Below are 17,636 nucleotides of genomic sequence, written 5' to 3' on the forward strand. Positions count from 1 at the left end.
CAAGTACAGGCCAGAATACTCATGCCAACGGAAGGGATATCAGATGTATCCACGGTTCAACAGTCAGCATCGCGACGGTGCACGGCCATGAGCCTGCCGACGGAAAGGGCCAACCGACGGATCCTGATCGTCGATGACACTCCGACAATCCACGAGGATTTTCGTAAGATCCTCAGCCCCCATGCTACCCCTGAGGACAGCCTGAGCAGCGCTGAAGCAGCCCTGTTCGGCGCGCCTGTGGCGGTTGCCAGCCAGAGTTTCGTGCTCGATTCGGCCTTCCAGGGCATGGAAGCCCTGAACAAGGTGGAATCTGCCTTGGCCGAGGGCAAACCCTACGCCATGGCGTTCATCGACATGCGCATGCCCCCTGGCTGGGACGGCCTTGAAACGATCGAACGGCTGTGGCGCGTCGACCCCAAGCTGCAAGTGGCGCTGTGCACCGCCTATTCGGATTATTCCTGGGAAGACATCGCCGAACACCTCGAGCTGGGCGACCGCCTGCTCATCCTGAAAAAACCCTTCGATGCCATCGAGATCCGCCAGATGGCCAGTACCCTGACCGTCAAATGGCAGATGACCGAAGATGCGGCGCTGAAAATGGACATGCTCGAACGCGCGGTCCAGGAACGCACGCGGGAACTGGCCGACGCCAACATCATCGTGCAGAACAGCCCGACCATCCTCTATCGCCTGCGTGGCGAGCCGCCGTTCGCGCTGATGTACATTTCCCACAACATCACCAAGTTCGGCCACGCGGCGGCGCAACTGGTCAACTCGCCGGACTGGGCGCAAACCCTGATCCATCACGACGACCAGGGCAAGATCGACGACGCCATGGTCCGCGTTTTGAACCGCGACACGGCGGGGGCCTCCATCGAGTTCCGCATGCGCACTGGCGACGGCATGTTCCGCTGGGTGGAAAACCGCTACATTCCGGTGCGCAACGAACAGGGCCTGCTGCTGGAAGTCGAAGGCATCATTCTCGACATCACCGAACGCAAGCTGGCCGAGGAGAAAATCGCCCTGCTGGCCCGCACCGACGGCCTGACCGGGCTGGCCAACCGCGCCACCATGATCGAGCGTCTGCATCAAGCCTTTGCCGCGGCTCGCCGGGGGGCGGCACCGTTTGCGATGTTTTACCTGGACCTGGACCATTTCAAGCGGATCAACGACACCCTGGGCCACCCGATCGGCGACCTGCTGCTACAGGAGGTGGCCGCGCGCATCAAGGGCTGTACCCGGGAGAACGACGTGGTCGCGCGCCTGGGTGGCGACGAGTTCGCCATCCTGCAACTGGATGTCCACGAAGCGACCCATTGCGCCGCCCTGGCCGCCAAGATCCGCGATGCCCTGGTGGCGCCCTACTCCCTGAACGGCAACGAAGTGCGGATCTCCGTGAGCATCGGCATCAGCCTGTATTCCTCCCAGAGCCAAAGCGCCGACAGCCTGATGGCACAGTCCGACATGGCCTTGTACCGGTCCAAGGAAAAGGGCCGCAACCAGTACCATTTCCATAGCGAGGAAATTAATCAGGAAGTCACCGACCGCGTCGCCTTGGCCAATGACCTGCGCCAGGCCATCGAAAACAACGAGCTGCATTTACACTACCTGCCGGAGGTCGACCTGGGCACCGGCAAAATCCTGGGCATGGGCGTGCAAGTGCGCTGGAACCACCCTGAGCGAGGCTGGCTGGAGCCGGCGTCGTTCATGCCGGCCGCCGAGAAGACCGGGATCATCATTGGCCTGGGGCATTGGGTGCTGGACCAGGCCTGTCAACAGATGCGCCAGTGGCGTGACCAGGGCATGGCGCCCCCGGTGATCGCCATCGACCTGAGCCTGACGCAACTCAAGACCGGTCCCGAGCTGATCTATGACGTGCTGCGCACCACCGCCCGCTGGGAACTGGCCCCTTGGGACCTGCGTTTTGATGTCACCGAGGCCACCCTGGCGCAAACCAAGTGGACCCATAACGACGTGCTGCCCCGTCTGTGCGAACTGGGCGTGCAGATTGCCATCGACGATTTCGGCACCGAGTATTCCTCGTTCGATTACCTCAAGACCTACCGGGTCAACCATCTCAAACTCGCCCAACGGTTTCTCGACAGCGCCAACGCCGACCCCGAAAACGCGATGACGCTGCGAGCGATCATCAACTTCGCCCGGGATGTGGGCATCGGGATCATTGCCGAAGGCGTCGAAACCCAGGAACAACGCACCACGCTGATGTCCAGCGGTGGGTCGATGCAGGCCCAGGGGCATTACTTCAGCACTGCCGTCGACAGTGGACAAGCCGCCGAACTGCTCAAGGCCGGCACCATCGTTCCCGTGACGGACCATTGGACCCGGCCTGCCAGCCAGTTATCGGAGAGCAACCCATGAACCCCATGTCGGTGCCTGCGAACAGGCGAATCCTGGTGGTGGACGACACGCCGGCGATCCACCAGGACTTTCGCAAGATCCTCAGCCCGGGCGCTGGTAGCGATGACTCGCTGGACGACACTGAAAGCCTGCTGTTTGGCACGCCCCAGGTCAGCCGCCTGCAATTTCAGATCGACTCGGCCTATCAGGGCGAAGAGGCGCTGGAGCTGGTCAAGCGCGCCCAGGCCGAAGGCCAGCCTTATGCGCTGGTGTTCGCCGACATGCGCATGCCGCCGGGCTGGGACGGCCTGCAAACCATTGAGCGTTTGTGGGAGGCCGACCCCCGGCTGCAAATCGCGCTGTGCACGGCGTTTTCGGATTACTCCTGGGAAACCATGTCCGAACGCATCGAGTTCGACGATCAGTTGCTGATCCTGAAGAAACCCTTCGACACCTTGGAAATCCGCCAGATGGCCAGTGCCATGACCTGGAAATGGCAACTAGCCCAAGATGCGGCAAGAAAAATGCGCAGCCTGGAGCGCACCATCGAGGAACGGGTCCAGGAATTGCTGAAAGTCTCCCACTTGCTGCAATACGACGTACTCACCGAGTTGCCCAACAGCATGTTGCTCGGTGATCGCCTGACCCAGGCCATGGCACAGTGCCGCCGGCACGACCGGCAACTGGCGGTGCTGTTCATCGGCCTGGACCGTTTCAAGCGTATCAATAACGCACTGGGGCATCCGGTGGGCGACGAAATGCTCAAGCGGGTGGCCCGGGCGCTGACAATGGTGGTGCGTGAATCCGACTCGGTGTTTCGCTACGGCTCCGACGAGTTCGTGGTGATACTGGGAGACATAACCGACCCGCAACAGACCAAAGGCGTGGCCGACAAACTGCTGACAGCCATCAGCACCCCCCACCCCATCGACGGCCATGACCTGACCGTCACCGCAAGCCTGGGCATCAGCACGTATCCGAGCGACGGTTTCGACGCCGTGGCGCTGATCAAAAAAGCCGAAACGGCGATGCGCAACGTCAAGGAAAGCGGCCCCAACGATTACCGTTTTTTCACTGAGGACATGAACCGTCGGGCGCGACAGCAGCAAACCATCGAATCGGGCCTGCGCCTGGCCCTGCAACGCAAGGAGTTCGTGCTGCACTACCAGCCCAAGCTCGACCTGAGCAGCGGCAAAGTGGTCGGCGTCGAAGCACTGGTGCGCTGGAACCGGCCTGACCACGGCCTGGTCTATCCGTCGGATTTCATCACGGTGGCCGAGGACAGCGGCCTGATCGTCCCGCTGAGCCAATGGGTGCTCCAGGAAGCCTGCCAGCAGGCCTGTCGCTGGCAAGCCGATGGCATGCGTCCGCTCTACCTGTCCGTCAACGTCTCCACCATCGATTTTCGCCAGCGCGGCTTCGTCGAAGGCATCGCCCGGACCCTCAAGGAAACCGGACTCGACCCGACACAGTTAGAACTGGAGATCACCGAAAGCGTGCTGATGCAGAACGTCGACACCACCGTCGCCATCCTCAAGGCCATCAAGCGACTGGGAATACGGCTGGCCATCGACGATTTCGGCACCGGCTACTCGAGCCTGAGCTACCTGCAGAAATTTCCGGTGGATGTGTTGAAGATCGATAAGTCGTTCGTCGGCGACCTGAGTATCGACAGTAATGACGCAAAACTGGTGAGCACCATCATCAGCCTGGGCAAGAGCCTGAACCTGCACATCATTGCCGAAGGCGTGGAAACCCCTGAGCAACTGGAGTTCCTCAAGGCTCACCAGTGCGAGGAAGCGCAGGGGTATTACTTCAGCAAGGCCGTGGAACCACAAGCCTTTGCGCTGTGGATGAGCGAGTGGGAACAACGCCACAACCCGTTTGCGTGAACACAGCTGAGTTCCATAAACCAAAAGTTTCAAGGAAAGCATCCCATGGCGTCACATGGACTGATTCTGGCTCTCGGCCTGCTGGTGGGATTGAGCGTGACCGTTCACGCCGAACCGTTGGATGAACCGCTCAAACCGCTGCCCCCCATTCCGACCCTGGACCCCAAGCGTGTCCAGTTGGGCCTGCGGCTTTTCAACGACCCGCGACTGTCGCTCAACAACACCCTGTCCTGCGCCAGTTGCCATCGCCTGGGCAAGGGTGGCGCCGACGACAAGCAGTTTTCCCTGGGCTTCGACGGTAAACCGGTGGAGTTCAATACCCCCACGGTGTTCAACGCCAGCCTGAACTTCCATCAATTCTGGGACGGGCGCGTCGACACCCTGGAAGAACAGGTGCACATCGTCGTGACCAGCCCGGCGGAAATGGGCAGTACCTGGAAAACGGTGCTCCAGCGCATCGGCCAGGACCCGGACTACGCCCGGGGTTTTGACGATGCCTACCCCGACGGCGTGACCCAGGCCAACATCCAGGGCGCCCTGGCCGACTATGAACGCACCCTGCTGACCCCGAATTCACGTTTCGACCAGTACCTGCTGGGCGATACCGACATCCTGACGCCCCGGGAAAAGTTCGGTTACCAGCGCTTCAAGGCGTATGGCTGCATCGCCTGCCACCAGGGTGTGAATATCGGCGGCAACATGTTCCAGAAGTTTGGTGTCATGGGTGACTATTTCCAGGACCGGGGTAATCCCAGCTCCGCCGATGAGGGGCGCTTCAATGTCACGGGCGACGAAAGCGACCGTCAGGTTTTCAAGGTGCCCAGCCTGCGCAACGTCGCCGTCACCGCGCCGTACTTCCATGACGGCTCTGCACCGACTCTGGAGCGTGCCGTGGAGGTGATGTTCCAGTACCAGTTGGGTCGTGAGCCCATGAAGAACGACACGGAACTGATCGTCGAATTCCTCAAGACCCTGACCGGCGAATGGGAGGGCAAACCTCTATGACCGTTCTCCGTCGCCTCGGCCTGTTGTTCATCGGTCTATTGCTGGCTTCGATCCTGCTGTTCATGTACATCCAGTCGGGCGCGCAGCAGGCCGCCTCGTACATTGAATCCCGGGACCTGGTCCGCCAACTCAAGCAGCAGGACGCTATCTGGGACAACGAAGTCCTCAAGTCCCGAATGGCCCTGAGCGACAATTACGACCCACTGGTGTCGCCCTTGAATGAGATGGCGCGGCTCTGGCAACGCCTTGACGCCGTTGAATCGGATCCGGGTCGCCACGCGCCGTCACGCTGGGAAAACCAGCGCGACGAATATCTCAAGGCGATCAAGGAAAAAACCCGTCTGGTGGAGCAGTTCAAGTCCCACAATGCCGTGCTACGCAACTCCATGGCCTTCCTGCCCACCGCCGAGGACGACATCCAGGCCCAGTTCGCCCAGCTTACGGACACGGACAAACTGCGGCTGCAAAACGTCGCCATCGACACCTACGACCTGCTGCTCAGCGCCATGGAGTTCGCCCAGATCACCACCCGCGAACAAGCCGCTGAAGTACTGCTGGGCCTGAACCGGCTTGATGTCAATAAGGAACGCCTGCCAGAAGGGCTTCACAGCTCCGTCGACATTCTGCACAGGCATATCGCGTTGATCCTGCGCGAACAACCGCGGGTCAATGAACTGCTGCGGGGAATCGAGGCGGTTACCGTAGCCGGTCGACTGGACACCATCACCGACCTGCTGGACAGGGACCAGGAGAAAGCCGCCGCCCGACACCAGCGCAACCACATCTTCCTGCTGGTTTTCGCCACGCTCCTGGTGTTGATCCTGATCTGGCTGGCAATCCGGCTGATGCGCAGCTTCGCCGAAACCAAACGGGCCAACAACGCCCTGCAAACCGCCAATGACGAGCTGGAGCTACGAGTCGAAGAACGCACCCGCCAGCTCAAGGACACCCAGAGCGAACTGATGGACACCGCCCGTCAGGCAGGCATGGCGGAAATCGCCACCAACGTGCTGCACAATGTCGGCAACGTACTCAACAGCGTGAACATCTCCGCCGACCTGATCAGCCGTAAACTGCGCAGCAGCAAGACCCTCGGGCTGGGCAAAGCGATGCAACTGATCAACGAACACCCCCATGACCTGGGGCACTTCCTCACCGAAGACGAAAAAGGCAAGCTGTTGCCCGGCTATCTGAACCAGTTGGTGGAAGCCATCGCGGTCGAACAGCAAGGCCTTACCGACGAGCTGGCGCAGTTGAGCAAGAGCGTGGATCACATCAAGGATATCGTCTCCACCCAGCAGTCCTATGCCGGTGCCAACAGCCTGGTGGAGCCCCTGGTGGTCAGCGAACTGCTTGAAGACGCCCTGCGCATGAACTCCGGCGCCCTCACCCGCCACCACGTGACGGTGCTCAAGGAATACGGTGACGTGCCCCGAATCTTGGGCGACAAGCATCGCTTGCTGCTGATTCTGATCAACCTGATCAGCAACGCCAAATACGCCATGGCGGGGGTTTCCAACCACGCCCGGAACATGACCCTCAAGGCCACGGTGATCAATGACGACACCCTGCAGATCAGCGTCAAGGATGAAGGCGAAGGCATCCCGGCGGAAAACATGACGCGTATCTTCGCCCATGGTTTTACCACCCGTAAGGAGGGCCACGGGTTCGGCTTGCATAGCTGCGCTCTGGCGGCCATTGAAATGAACGGCCACCTCACCGCTCACAGTGAGGGGCCAGGCACAGGAGCAACGTTCGTGTTGCAACTGCCCTTGAAACTCGCGGAAGGTGAGCATGAATAATCTGAGCAACCGCCGCATCTTGTTGATCGACGATACACCTGCCATCCATGACGATTTCCGCAAGATTCTCACGCCGCAGGATCAGGTCAATACCGACTTGCTGGACATGGAAAATGCCTTGTTCGGCGACGCACCGAAACCGGCCGGCACCGTATTCGAACTCGACTCGGCCTACGGCGGCCAGGAGGGTCTGAACAAACTGCTGCAAGCGCTCGCAACGGAGCACCCTTATGCATTGGCCTTTGTCGACATGCGCATGCCCGAGGGCTGGGATGGCGCCAAAACCATCGAGGAACTCTGGAAGCACGACCCACTGTTGCAAGTGGTGGTCTGCACCGCCTACTCCGACTATTCCTGGGACGAACTGCTGGACCGCCTCAATGGCCATGACCGGTTGCTGATTCTGAAGAAACCCTTCGACAACATCGAAGTCCAGCAAATGGCCAACACCCTGACCACCAAGTGGGAAATGACTTCCCGCGCGCAATTGCAGATGAGCAAACTCGAGGAGTTGGTGGAGCAGCGGACCCAGGCGTTCAAACAGGCCAGCTCTCTGCTGCAAATGGAAATCGACGAACGCAAGCTGCTGGAAACCCAACTGGTCCAATCGGAAAAACTCGCCTCGCTGGGTCAACTGGCCGCCGGGGTCGCTCACGAAATCAATAACCCGATCGGTTTCATTTCATCCAACCTCGGCGCCCTGGATGGCTACTTTGGCAAACTTCAGGAAATGCTCCAGGCCTATGACAGTGCCGAGCAAGCCATTGCTTCGCCGGAACTGGTGGTGAATCTGAGAAAGCTGCGCGATCAGGTGGAGCTGGACTTCCTCGTCGAGGACATTCCACTGCTGATCAAAGAGTCCAAGGACGGCATCAGCCGGGTCGGGCAGATCGTCAAGGACCTCAAGGACTTCTCCCGTGTCGACTCCAACCAGGAATGGCAGATGGCCAATTTGCAACAAGGCCTGGATTCGACGCTGAACATCGTCGCCAATGAAATCAAGTACAAGGCCGACGTGGTCAAGCAATACAGCCCGTTGCCGGAAGTCGAATGCCTGCCGTCGCAGATCAACCAGGTGATCATGAACCTGATCGTCAACGCCGCCCAGGCCATCGGTCCCGAGCGTGGCACCATCACCCTGCGCAACGGCGTTGAAGAAGACACCGTGTGGATCGAAGTCGCCGACAACGGCTCGGGCATGCCGCCTGAGACACTGCAGAAAATCTTCGACCCGTTCTTCACCACCAAACCTGTCGGCCAGGGCACGGGACTGGGACTTTCACTGTCCTACGGCATCGTGAAAAAACACAACGGCGAGATCACAGTGCGCAGCGAGGTCGGCGTGGGTACCACCTTCCGCGTGGAGTTGCCGGTGCGGCAGATGAAGCAGGCGGTCTGACAGGCTCGGTACAACCACTGTTTTCTGTGGTGAGGGAACGATACACCTGTGGCGAGGGTGGACAGGCTTGAGCCGCAGGAAGTGGTGGCTGCGTAGCGGTGGCTGGATTGCCAGCCTCATCTGAGATGGGTGCTGCCTTGGAGGTGAATAGCGAAGCAGCCATTTCCCCGTCAACAAGGGTTAAGGTTTGTTCCCAATCTTTTTCTGATAACGGCTTGGCATCAGACTTGGGGGCTATCCACCAGACTCTACGCCCGTGACACTTTAGAGTCTCCAGGTTATTCAGATAGTCCCCACTGAAACCTTCGTAAATCAAGACGTAGCCGTTTCGATAAGATATCTCTTGAGCGGTTTTAGAAGACGACTGGATGTAAAACTTCGGTCGTATACCTGTCTGGTTGTAATAACTGAATTCCACGTACAACTTTAAAGACTCAAGCACGACTTGGTCATCTGGCCGAGCGGCTTGCTTGATCATAGCTGCCAGCCCAGCAAGCCCGAAAACTCTACGCAAACCAATTCCGCTCAACTCCTCCGTTTGTCGATACACCACCTGCAATCCCTGTATTTCCACTGCCACCGCAATTGCCACGGAGAAGATCAGCACGCTAGGTCGTGGCGTTAATACATCCAGAGCCACGGCAATGACGAGTGGCAAGCCGGCCGCTGCGAATACTAGATAGCGAGGCACAAAACTCGGAACGAATAACGCCACCACAGCAAGCACGACAATCGGAATAAATAAATAGGCCGCCAACAAACTGTTGAAGCGATGCTGAGTATTATCTTTCCAAACCAATATGGCCGCGAAAGCAATGACCATTAGTAAGGGCAGCGCACGTAGACCCAACCATTGCGCCCACTCTCCATTCAACATGACAACCTGCCAAAAAAGACTAAACACTGCCTGCCCTGTGACAGGCGGTATCCATTCAAGCCCCTGCCTGCCTGACAGTTGGTCGATAAAGTGAGGCAACCACGGCACGAACAACACCACTATCGCAGCGTTGGCCAGAATCCACCGATGCACGGGTAGCAGGGTTTGAGAAACACCTGGACGCCCCCACCACCAATAAAACCAATGAACAAGCACACACAGCGCCGCGAAATAGTGGGTATAGAAAGCGGCTGTCATCAGCAGTACATAAATGAATGCAAATTGCTTCCTCTCACTCGCCTTAATCCAGCACACCAATGCCACGGTTGCCCCCATCAGCCAAAACCCGAGCAGGGTGTACATGCGGGCTTCCTGGCTGTAACGAATCGAGATCGGCAGCAACGCCAACAGCAATGCAGCGATCCAGGTGGCTCTTCGTGTGGCAACCAGACTCATCATTTTTATGCTCAGCAAGACGGTGCCAACGTCTGCGATCGCACTGAGCGATCTCACTGCTAAAACTCCGTCGCCGAACAAAATCATCCAGTAGTGCAACACGAGATAATAAAGCGGTGGATGAACGTCTCGTGCCGTCATGGACCAGATCTGCCAAGGCTCGTGCCTGGCAAGCAGCACGCTGAAAGCCTCGTCATACCAGATAACGGGTACGGTTATTCCATGAAAACGCACGACGAGCGCAAGGACTGCCACCACAGCCAAAGCTGAGCGATCAACAAGCCGGCTAGGGAGTGCTCCTAAGTAAACGCGAGGCACCTTCATCGATCATGACTTCCCTGGAGTAAGGGTTTGCGGCAATCGCGGCTGATCACTTCCTTCAACATCATGATCCATTCCGAGATTTCACTCTGCCTCCCCGAATCATTTCCTTGATGACATACCGAGGCCGATGCTTGGTTTCCAGATAGATCCGCCCGATGTACTCACCCAGCACACCGATACCCACCAGTTGCACACCGCCCAGGAACAAAACTGCAACCATCAATGACGGATAACCCGGCACGTCGTTACCAAACAGGATCTTGTCCAGCACCATGTAAACCGCGTACAGAAGCGAAACCAACGATATGCAACTGCCCACATAAGTCCACAATCGCAACGGCACCGTGCTGAACGAAGTGATCCCCTCCAGCGCCAGGTTCCACAACTTCCAACCATTGAACTTGCTCTTGCCGGCAGCGCGACAGGGGCGGTCGTATTCGATGACAACGGTGTTGAAGCCGGCCCACGACAACACCCCCTTCATGAACAGTTGGTATTCGGGAAGGGTCTTGATCACCTCCACCACCTTGCGGTCCATCAAGCGAAAATCCCCGACGTTCTGCTCGATGTGCGGGTAGGCAATGTGATTGAGCACGCCATAGAACAACGCCGCGCCCCGGCGCTTGAGGTAGCTGTCAGATGAGCGATCGCGACGCTTGGCCAACACCACTTCGGCGCCCTTCTCCCATTCGGCGATCAGCTGCGGAATGACGTCGATGGGGTCTTGCAGGTCCACGTCCATGGGGATCACGACATCGCCGCTGGCGTGCTCGAGGCCGGCAAACAGGGCCGGTTCCTTGCCAAAGTTACGAGAGAAGTTAATCAACAGCACCCGGCTGTCCATCAATGCAATTTCGCGGGCGATGGCAGCGGTCTGATCGCCGCTGCCATCGTTGATAAAGACAATCTCGACGACGTGCTCTTTCAACGCCGGATGCCGACGGACACTTTCGTAAAACAGGCTGATGGCCTGTTCTTCATTGAATACCGGAACGATCAACGAAACGTTCATTGGCGATGTCCGCGGAACACCACAAACCGAGACAACAGGAAACCGATCACCAGGCTCAATAGCGAAAACACCGCCACAGTCAGCAGGCCGTGGACATGCCAGCGATCGCCCAAGTAACCCACGATAAAGCTGAGGGCACCCATGACACTTAAGAAAAGAACATAGCCCAACACTGAGGCCTTGGCCTCGAAGGTGTAGAGCGCATTGACATAAAAAGAGAATGAGGCCGCCACGCAAAAAGCAATGAAATTACTCATCGCTTGATTGAGGCCGAACGCCACCCGCAGCACGAAAAATATCTGCCAATGGATCAGCGTATTGGCCAGCCCCACCAGGGAGTAGCTGAAAAACCCTTTCCATAACGCTTTCATGGATGCCCCCGACCGGGCCGGTGCTTCAGGCAACTTAATCTAGGGGGCTGTCGGTATTCGGTCTACTGTAAGAACTAACAGGTGTCCCCTAATTCAGCTGACTGTGGCCTCAACAAAAAAGCCCCGATCATCCGACCGGGGCTTTTCGTTTTATTGCCGGCAATTTATGAAGCGGTATCCATCGAGCCCTGCACATCACCAGTGGGCTGCAACTTGAAGGTATAAAACAGCACCGTCAGCAGCACCAGGAACACCGGGCCCACGTAGAGGGCCACGCGGGTGTCCGGGAAGTAAGCCATCAGGCCCACCACCAGCACCAGGAATGCCAGCGCCAGGTATGAACTGACCGGGTACAGCCACATGCGGTATTTCAGGGCCGCACGTTCCGAAGCGCTCAGGCTTTTACGGAATTTCAATTGGGCCAACAGGATCATCACCCAGGTCCAGATGGCACCGAAGGTGGCGATGGAGGTCACCCAGACGAAGACTTTTTCCGGCACCAGATAGTTGAGCAGCACGCCCAGCAACAGCGCGGCGATGGACAGCAGCAACGCACGGCGCGGCACGCCGTTGGCCGAGGTGGTGGCGAAACCAGCCGGTGCCTGGCCATTCTGCGCCAGGCTGTAGAGCATCCGCCCGGTACTGAAGATGCCGCCGTTGCAGGACGACAGCGCAGCAGTGATCACCACGAAGTTGATGATGCCGGCGGCGGTCTTGATACCCAGGCGCTCGAAGGTCATCACGAACGGGCTGCCCTGGGTGCCGATCTCGTTCCAGGGGTAGATCGACAGGATCACGAACAGCGCACCGACGTAGAACAGCAGGATCCGCCAGAACACCGAACCAATGGCGTTGGGGATGGTTTTCTGCGGGTTCTTCGCCTCACCGGCGGTCAGGCCGATCATCTCCACGCCCAGGTAGGCGAACATCACCATTTGCAGGGACATCAACACACCCTGCACGCCGTTGGGCATGAAACCGCCGTGCGTCCAGAGGTTGGAAATACCCAGGGCCACGCCATCGTTGCCGAACCCGAAGGCGATGATGCCGACGCCGCCGATGACCATGGCGATGATGGTGACGATCTTGATCAGGGCGAACCAGAATTCGAACTCACCGAAGGCCTTGACCGCGATCAGATTGATCGAGCCCATGCTGATCAGTGCCGCCAGGGCCCAGATCCAGCGCGGCACGTCGGGGAACCAGATACCCATGTACACCGCCACTGCGGTGATTTCCGCCACGCAGGTGACCAGCCACAGGAACCAGTAATTCCAGCCGGTCAGAAAGCCCGCCAGCGGCCCGAGGTAATCCTGGGCATAGCGACTGAACGAACCGGCCACCGGGTTGTGCACCGCCATCTCACCGAGGGCGCGCATGATCACCAGGATCGCCAAGCCGCCAATGATGTAGGACAGCATGATCGCCGGACCGGCCATTTCGATGGCCTTGGCCGAGCCGAGGAACAGCCCGACACCGATGCAAGCGCCGAGCGCCATCAGGCGGATATGCCGCTCGCCGAGTTCACGTTTGAGCGGACCACCCTGAGCGGTCTCGCCATGGGGCAGATGATTGCCGACAGGCATAGGGATACAACCTCGTTTTGTTATTGGATTGACCACCGAGTCTCCAAAGCCGCAAGCCGATAGGCCTGCCACCTTGCCGAAACCGGGTCTGTTTTGTGGACAGACCGTCCTGTAGAACAAAAGCCGCAGGATCAGCGGGTCGTGCAGTATAAAAAGCCAGAGGCAGAGAGTTTCACTGTAAAACCAGGGAAAATCAGGGATAAACCTCATCCATACACCCACCTATGGAGACGTATTGCCTGGGATTACAGCCAATTCGTAAAACGGCGCCGAGTATTGCACAGCGATGGTGCAGCGTCATGCCCGGGCACATGCCGAGGGCTCTAGCGCAAGGTTCTTGGCCTGCACCGCCCCTGTGGCGAGGGAGCTTGCTCCCGCTCGGCTGCGCAGCAGACGCAACGGGTGCATGGCTGAGCAGTATTCCAAGGTTGAAAATCCGGGGGCGGCTGCGCCACCCAGCGGGAGCAAGCTCCCTCGCCACAAGAGCAACCAAAGCAACCAAAGCAACCAAAGCAACTAGAGCCATATCGCGTCCCACAGCGGATAATCACCAATGCGATCCACCAGCCCTGCGCGAAGCGGATTAGCGATGATGTACCGGGCGACGGGCCGCAGGTCCTGGTTGTCGCGGATCGCACGATCGTGGAAACCGCTTTGCCAGAAGGCACCTTTTCTATTCGTTGCTCGATTGATTGCCAGGGTGCTGCGAGATTTGACGGCCTGCATGACATGAGTGAGTTGGGCTTGCTCCAGTTGCACGAGCCAATGCAGATGGTCCGGCATGACAACCCAGGCCAGCGAATTAACCTGACCTCGTTCATGAGCCTGGCGCAGTTCTGCAACCAGTAAGCGTCCCAATCGCCAGTCCTGGAAGAGGGGCATGCGTTGGTGAACGACCGTAGTGACGAGGTAGCCTCGTCCCCATTCCGAGGAGCGTCCGCGACGCAATCGATGAGAGTTTGGGTGTGGAGGACGCATTCCTTGGCTTCCTGTGGTAGGGGTACCTCCTTACGGTAGCCCCGCCCGGACTGACTCGATGCTTTGATATTTGAACGACGTTTCCGAGAGCAGCGTAGTCCCCGTGGCGAGGGAGCTTGCTCCCGCTGGGTGGCGCAGCCGCCCCCGGATTTTCAACCTTGGAATACTGCTCAGCCATGCACCCGTTGCGACTGCTGCGCAGCCGAGCGGGAGCAAGCTCCCTCGCCACAAAAGCCCATCAACCATTGAGAACAACAACCGTCCCATGCATCCGGCGTCCACAATTTCCCGCCGCCCGCGCCACCACCGTCTAAGCTTCAAGCAAGTCCCGATCAATGCGTGAATGGATCAGTCGACTATGGGCGCGTTATGGCAAACCGATTCGAGTAAACCTGTGGGCCCGACTGAACGTATGGAAGAAGCACCTTTACCTCAAAAAAAACGCCGGGCAGGACATGGCTGGCGAGCGTTCTGGTTATTGCTGTTGATTATCGTGGTGGTGGTCGGCCTGGCGGTGGCCAAGGAAATGCGCACGTCCAGGTTTCAGGCCCAGGAGATCAGCCGGTACGCCGCGTCTCTGACCTATTCGGTGCAACCGGGGCCAAGCGATGCCATCGTCTATCCTGGAGAAGGCCCGTTCGACCGGCGGTTGGGTTATAGCTCGCTGGGTGAGTTCCTGCCGCGGTTGCTCAAGCGCGATTATGTGATTCAGGCCCAGGCACGTTTCTCCCCGGCCTTGATGAATTACGTCGACAAGGGCCTGTTTGCCCCCTATGCGGAAAAGATCCAGGCCGGCCTGACCATCACCGATTGCCGCGTCGCGCCGCTGTACCAGTTCAAGTATCCGCAGCAACTGTACGCCAGCTTCGAAGCCATCCCTCCCGTGGTGGTGCAAAGCCTGTTGTTCATCGAGAACCGCTTTTTGCTCGACCCCAAGCACCCCCAGGCCAACCCGGCAGTGGACTGGCCGCGCTTCGGCATGGCGGCGTGGTCCCAGGTGGCCAAATTCCTGAGTTTGCCAGGGCAGTCCGCCGGGGGCAGTACCCTGGCGACGCAGCTGGAAAAATATCGCCACTCCGCCGATGGCCTCACCGGGTCGGGGGCGGAGAAAATCCGCCAGATGATTTCCGCCAGTGTGCGTGCCTATCAGGCCGGCCCACAGACCCTTGAGGCTCGGCAGAAAGTCATCCGTGATTACCTCAACAGCGTGCCGCTCTCCGCCGTACCGGGGCATGGCGAAGTCCACGGCATGGCCGAAGGTTTGCGGGTCTGGTACGGCGCCGATTTCAATCGTGCCAACGAACGCTTGTCCAGCACCGCGACAGATCCTGGCAGCCTCGCGGAAAAAGGCCTGGCCCTGCGGGAAATGCTGTCGTTGATGATCGCCCAGCGCCGCCCCTCCTATTACCTGTCCAGAGGCCGTGACGAGCTGGCGCGCCTGACCGACAGCCACGTCCGGCTGCTGGCCCAGAACGGCGTGATTGACGCCTCGCTGGCCGAGGCGACCCTGGCAAGCAAGGTCAGTTATCGCGACTGGGTGCAGCAACCCACCATTCAACCCAACGAAATCAACAAAGGCATCAGCGCCGCCCGCAGTCGTCTTGCCACGCTGCTCAACCGCTCATTTTATGACCTCGATCGCCTGGACCTCTCCGCCACCAGCACCTTGCAAAACGACTTGCAGACCCAGGCCACCGATTACCTCAAGCGCTTGGCGGACCCGGCGTTCGCTGCCGAAATCGGCCTGATGGGCGAACGTCTTCTGACGCCTACCAGCACCGCCCAGGTGCGCTACAGCTTCACCCTGCTGGAGCTGACTCCGGACGGCTCGCGTGTGCGCGTGCAGACCGACAGCACCGACCAACCCTTCGATATCAACGAAGGCAGCAAACTGGAACTGGGCTCCACCGCCAAGTTAAGAGTGCTCACCACCTACCTGCAGATCATCGCCGAACTGCACGAACGTTATGCCCACGAAACCCCGGCAACATTGAAAAAAGCCGAGATCGCCGAGCAGGACCGCCTCTCCCGTTGGGCCGTCGATTACCTGATCCAGCACAGCGATCGCAACCTGCCGACGATGCTTGAGGCGGCGCTGGATCGTACCTATTCAGCCAGCCCCGGCGAGGCGTTTTTCACCGGCGGCGGGCTGCACACCTTCAATAATTTCCGTAAAGAAGATAACGGCCGTAATCCCACCTTGCGCGACGCCCTGCGCGAGTCGATCAACCTGCCATTCATTCGCCTGATGCGTGATCTGGTGCGCTACGCCACGTACGCGGGCCCCGACAACAGTTCGGAGCTGCTCAAGGACGACAAAAATCCGCGCCGCCAAGAGTACCTGGCCCAGTTTGCCGACCGCGAAGGCACCACCTTCCTGCTCAAGTTCTGGAAGAAGTACCAGAAAAAGGACACAGGCCAGCGTCTGGAAACCTTCCTCGACGGGATGCGCCCCACGGCCATCCGCCTGGCCGCCGTGCACCGTTACTTCTTTCCCGGCGACAGCCAGGAAAGCTTCAACCACTTTGTGCGTTCGCACCTCAAGTCGGCCAAGAGCGCCGAAAAGCTCACCGACGAACGCCTCGAACGGCTTTACAGCAACTACGGACCGGGCCGCTATGACCTGCCCGACCAGGGTTTTATCGCCAAAGTCCATCCGCTGGACCTGTGGCTGGTGGGTTATCTGCTGAACAATCCCGATGCCAAGTTCAGCCAGATCGTCAAAGCCAGCCGGTTCGAACGCCAGGAGGTCTATAGCTGGCTGTTCAAGAGCCGGCACAAGAGCGCCCGGGACAGTCGTATCCGCACCATGCTGGAAGTCGAGGCCTTCCTTGATATTCACCAACGCTGGCAGAAAGTCGGCTACCCGTTCGACCATCTGGTGCCGTCGCTGGCCACCGCCATCGGCAGCTCCGGCGACCGCCCCGCCGCCCTGGCGGAACTGGTGGGCACCATCCTCAACGACGGTATCCGGCTCCCGGCGCTACGCGTCGACAGTCTCGACTTCGCCGTCAATACCCCTTATGAAACGCGGCTGATCAGCGACCCGGACAATGGCAAACGAGTGATGCCGGTGGAAGTGGCGCAAGCCTTGCGCAGTGCGTTGTCCCAGGTGGTCGATGCCGGCACCGCGAAACGGGTGGCCGGCAGTTTCACCCTGGCCGACGGCACACCGTTATCGATGGGTGGCAAGACCGGTACCGGCGACAACCGCATCGAAGCGGTGGGCGCCGGTGGGCGAGTGATCAGTTCCAAGTCGATCAACCGCACCGCCACTTTTGTGTTCTACATTGGCGACAGCCATTTCGGCACCCTCACCGCCTATGTGCCGGGAGCATCGGCGCAGAACTTCAAATTCACCTCGGCCTTGCCGGTACAAGTGCTCAAAGGCATGGCGCCGTTTCTCTCACCATACTTGCAACCGGGGACCCATACCCAGTGCCAGCCGTTGATGGCAGGCCATTGAATCACCCCACTGTGTTAGCAAAGTGAGGGGACAAAGCAAACTGTGGGAGCAAAGCTTGCTCGCGATGGCGGTGGGTCAGTTGGCGGTGATGTTGACTGTGCGGCCGTCAT

The 17,636-nt window shown here is 59.1% G+C and carries 11 protein-coding genes; 6 read left to right on the forward strand and 5 right to left on the reverse strand.

Annotation, left to right across the window (positions count from 1 at the left end):
• The first annotated feature begins 87 nt into the window (after positions 1-87).
• From BMY45_RS01295 to BMY45_RS01315, 5 genes are read left to right on the forward strand one after another with little or no spacing between them, the layout of a single operon-like run.
• Positions 88-2,379 carry a GGDEF/EAL domain-containing response regulator gene (locus tag BMY45_RS01295; protein WP_092393517.1) on the forward strand — a complete coding sequence of 764 codons (2,292 nt, stop codon included), beginning with the start codon at positions 88-90 and terminating at the stop codon, positions 2,377-2,379.
• On the forward strand, positions 2,376-4,250 hold the full coding sequence (locus BMY45_RS01300; protein ID WP_092393520.1) for a putative bifunctional diguanylate cyclase/phosphodiesterase: 1,875 nt from the start codon (positions 2,376-2,378) through the stop codon (positions 4,248-4,250). The genes BMY45_RS01295 and BMY45_RS01300 overlap by 4 nt, the downstream gene beginning before the upstream one ends.
• 45 nt (positions 4,251-4,295) lie before the next feature.
• A complete protein-coding gene (locus BMY45_RS01305) occupies positions 4,296-5,255 on the forward strand; it encodes a cytochrome-c peroxidase (protein ID WP_092393523.1) in 960 nt (319 codons plus the stop codon).
• Positions 5,252-7,057, forward strand: a complete 1,806-nt coding sequence (locus tag BMY45_RS01310; protein WP_092393526.1) for a DAHL domain-containing protein — start codon at positions 5,252-5,254, stop codon at positions 7,055-7,057. The genes BMY45_RS01305 and BMY45_RS01310 overlap by 4 nt, the downstream gene beginning before the upstream one ends.
• On the forward strand, positions 7,050-8,456 hold the full coding sequence (locus BMY45_RS01315) for an ATP-binding protein (protein ID WP_092393529.1): 1,407 nt from the start codon (positions 7,050-7,052) through the stop codon (positions 8,454-8,456). The genes BMY45_RS01310 and BMY45_RS01315 overlap by 8 nt, the downstream gene beginning before the upstream one ends.
• Here the strand turns inward: BMY45_RS01315 and BMY45_RS01320 are convergent.
• The 5 genes from BMY45_RS01320 to BMY45_RS01340 form a co-directional block, all read right to left on the reverse strand.
• A complete protein-coding gene (locus BMY45_RS01320) occupies positions 8,377-10,113 on the reverse strand; it encodes a glycosyltransferase family 39 protein (protein ID WP_092393532.1) in 1,737 nt (578 codons plus the stop codon). The genes BMY45_RS01315 and BMY45_RS01320 overlap by 80 nt on opposite strands.
• A gap of 61 nt (positions 10,114-10,174) precedes the next feature.
• Positions 10,175-11,125: a glycosyltransferase family 2 protein gene (locus tag BMY45_RS01325; protein ID WP_092393535.1), complete on the reverse strand. Its 951-nt coding sequence runs from the start codon at positions 11,123-11,125 to the stop codon at positions 10,175-10,177.
• Positions 11,122-11,496 (reverse strand): GtrA family protein, encoded by a 375-nt coding sequence (locus BMY45_RS01330; RefSeq protein ID WP_092393538.1) that lies wholly within the window; start codon positions 11,494-11,496, stop codon positions 11,122-11,124. Before BMY45_RS01330 ends, BMY45_RS01325 begins: the two co-directional genes overlap by 4 nt.
• Before the next feature lie 164 nt (positions 11,497-11,660).
• Positions 11,661-13,082 carry an amino acid permease gene (locus BMY45_RS01335; RefSeq protein ID WP_092393541.1) on the reverse strand — a complete coding sequence of 474 codons (1,422 nt, stop codon included), beginning with the start codon at positions 13,080-13,082 and terminating at the stop codon, positions 11,661-11,663.
• 516 nt (positions 13,083-13,598) lie between these two features.
• On the reverse strand, positions 13,599-14,060 hold the full coding sequence (locus tag BMY45_RS01340; RefSeq protein WP_092393545.1) for an REP-associated tyrosine transposase: 462 nt from the start codon (positions 14,058-14,060) through the stop codon (positions 13,599-13,601).
• 358 nt (positions 14,061-14,418) lie between these two features.
• Between BMY45_RS01340 and BMY45_RS01345 the strand changes: the two genes are divergently transcribed.
• Positions 14,419-17,526: a transglycosylase domain-containing protein gene (locus tag BMY45_RS01345; RefSeq protein WP_092393548.1), complete on the forward strand. Its 3,108-nt coding sequence runs from the start codon at positions 14,419-14,421 to the stop codon at positions 17,524-17,526.
• Positions 17,527-17,636 lie beyond the last annotated feature (110 nt).

Source organism: Pseudomonas sp. NFACC39-1 (assembly GCF_900110355.1).
GTDB classification, from domain to species: domain Bacteria; phylum Pseudomonadota; class Gammaproteobacteria; order Pseudomonadales; family Pseudomonadaceae; genus Aquipseudomonas; species Aquipseudomonas tehranensis.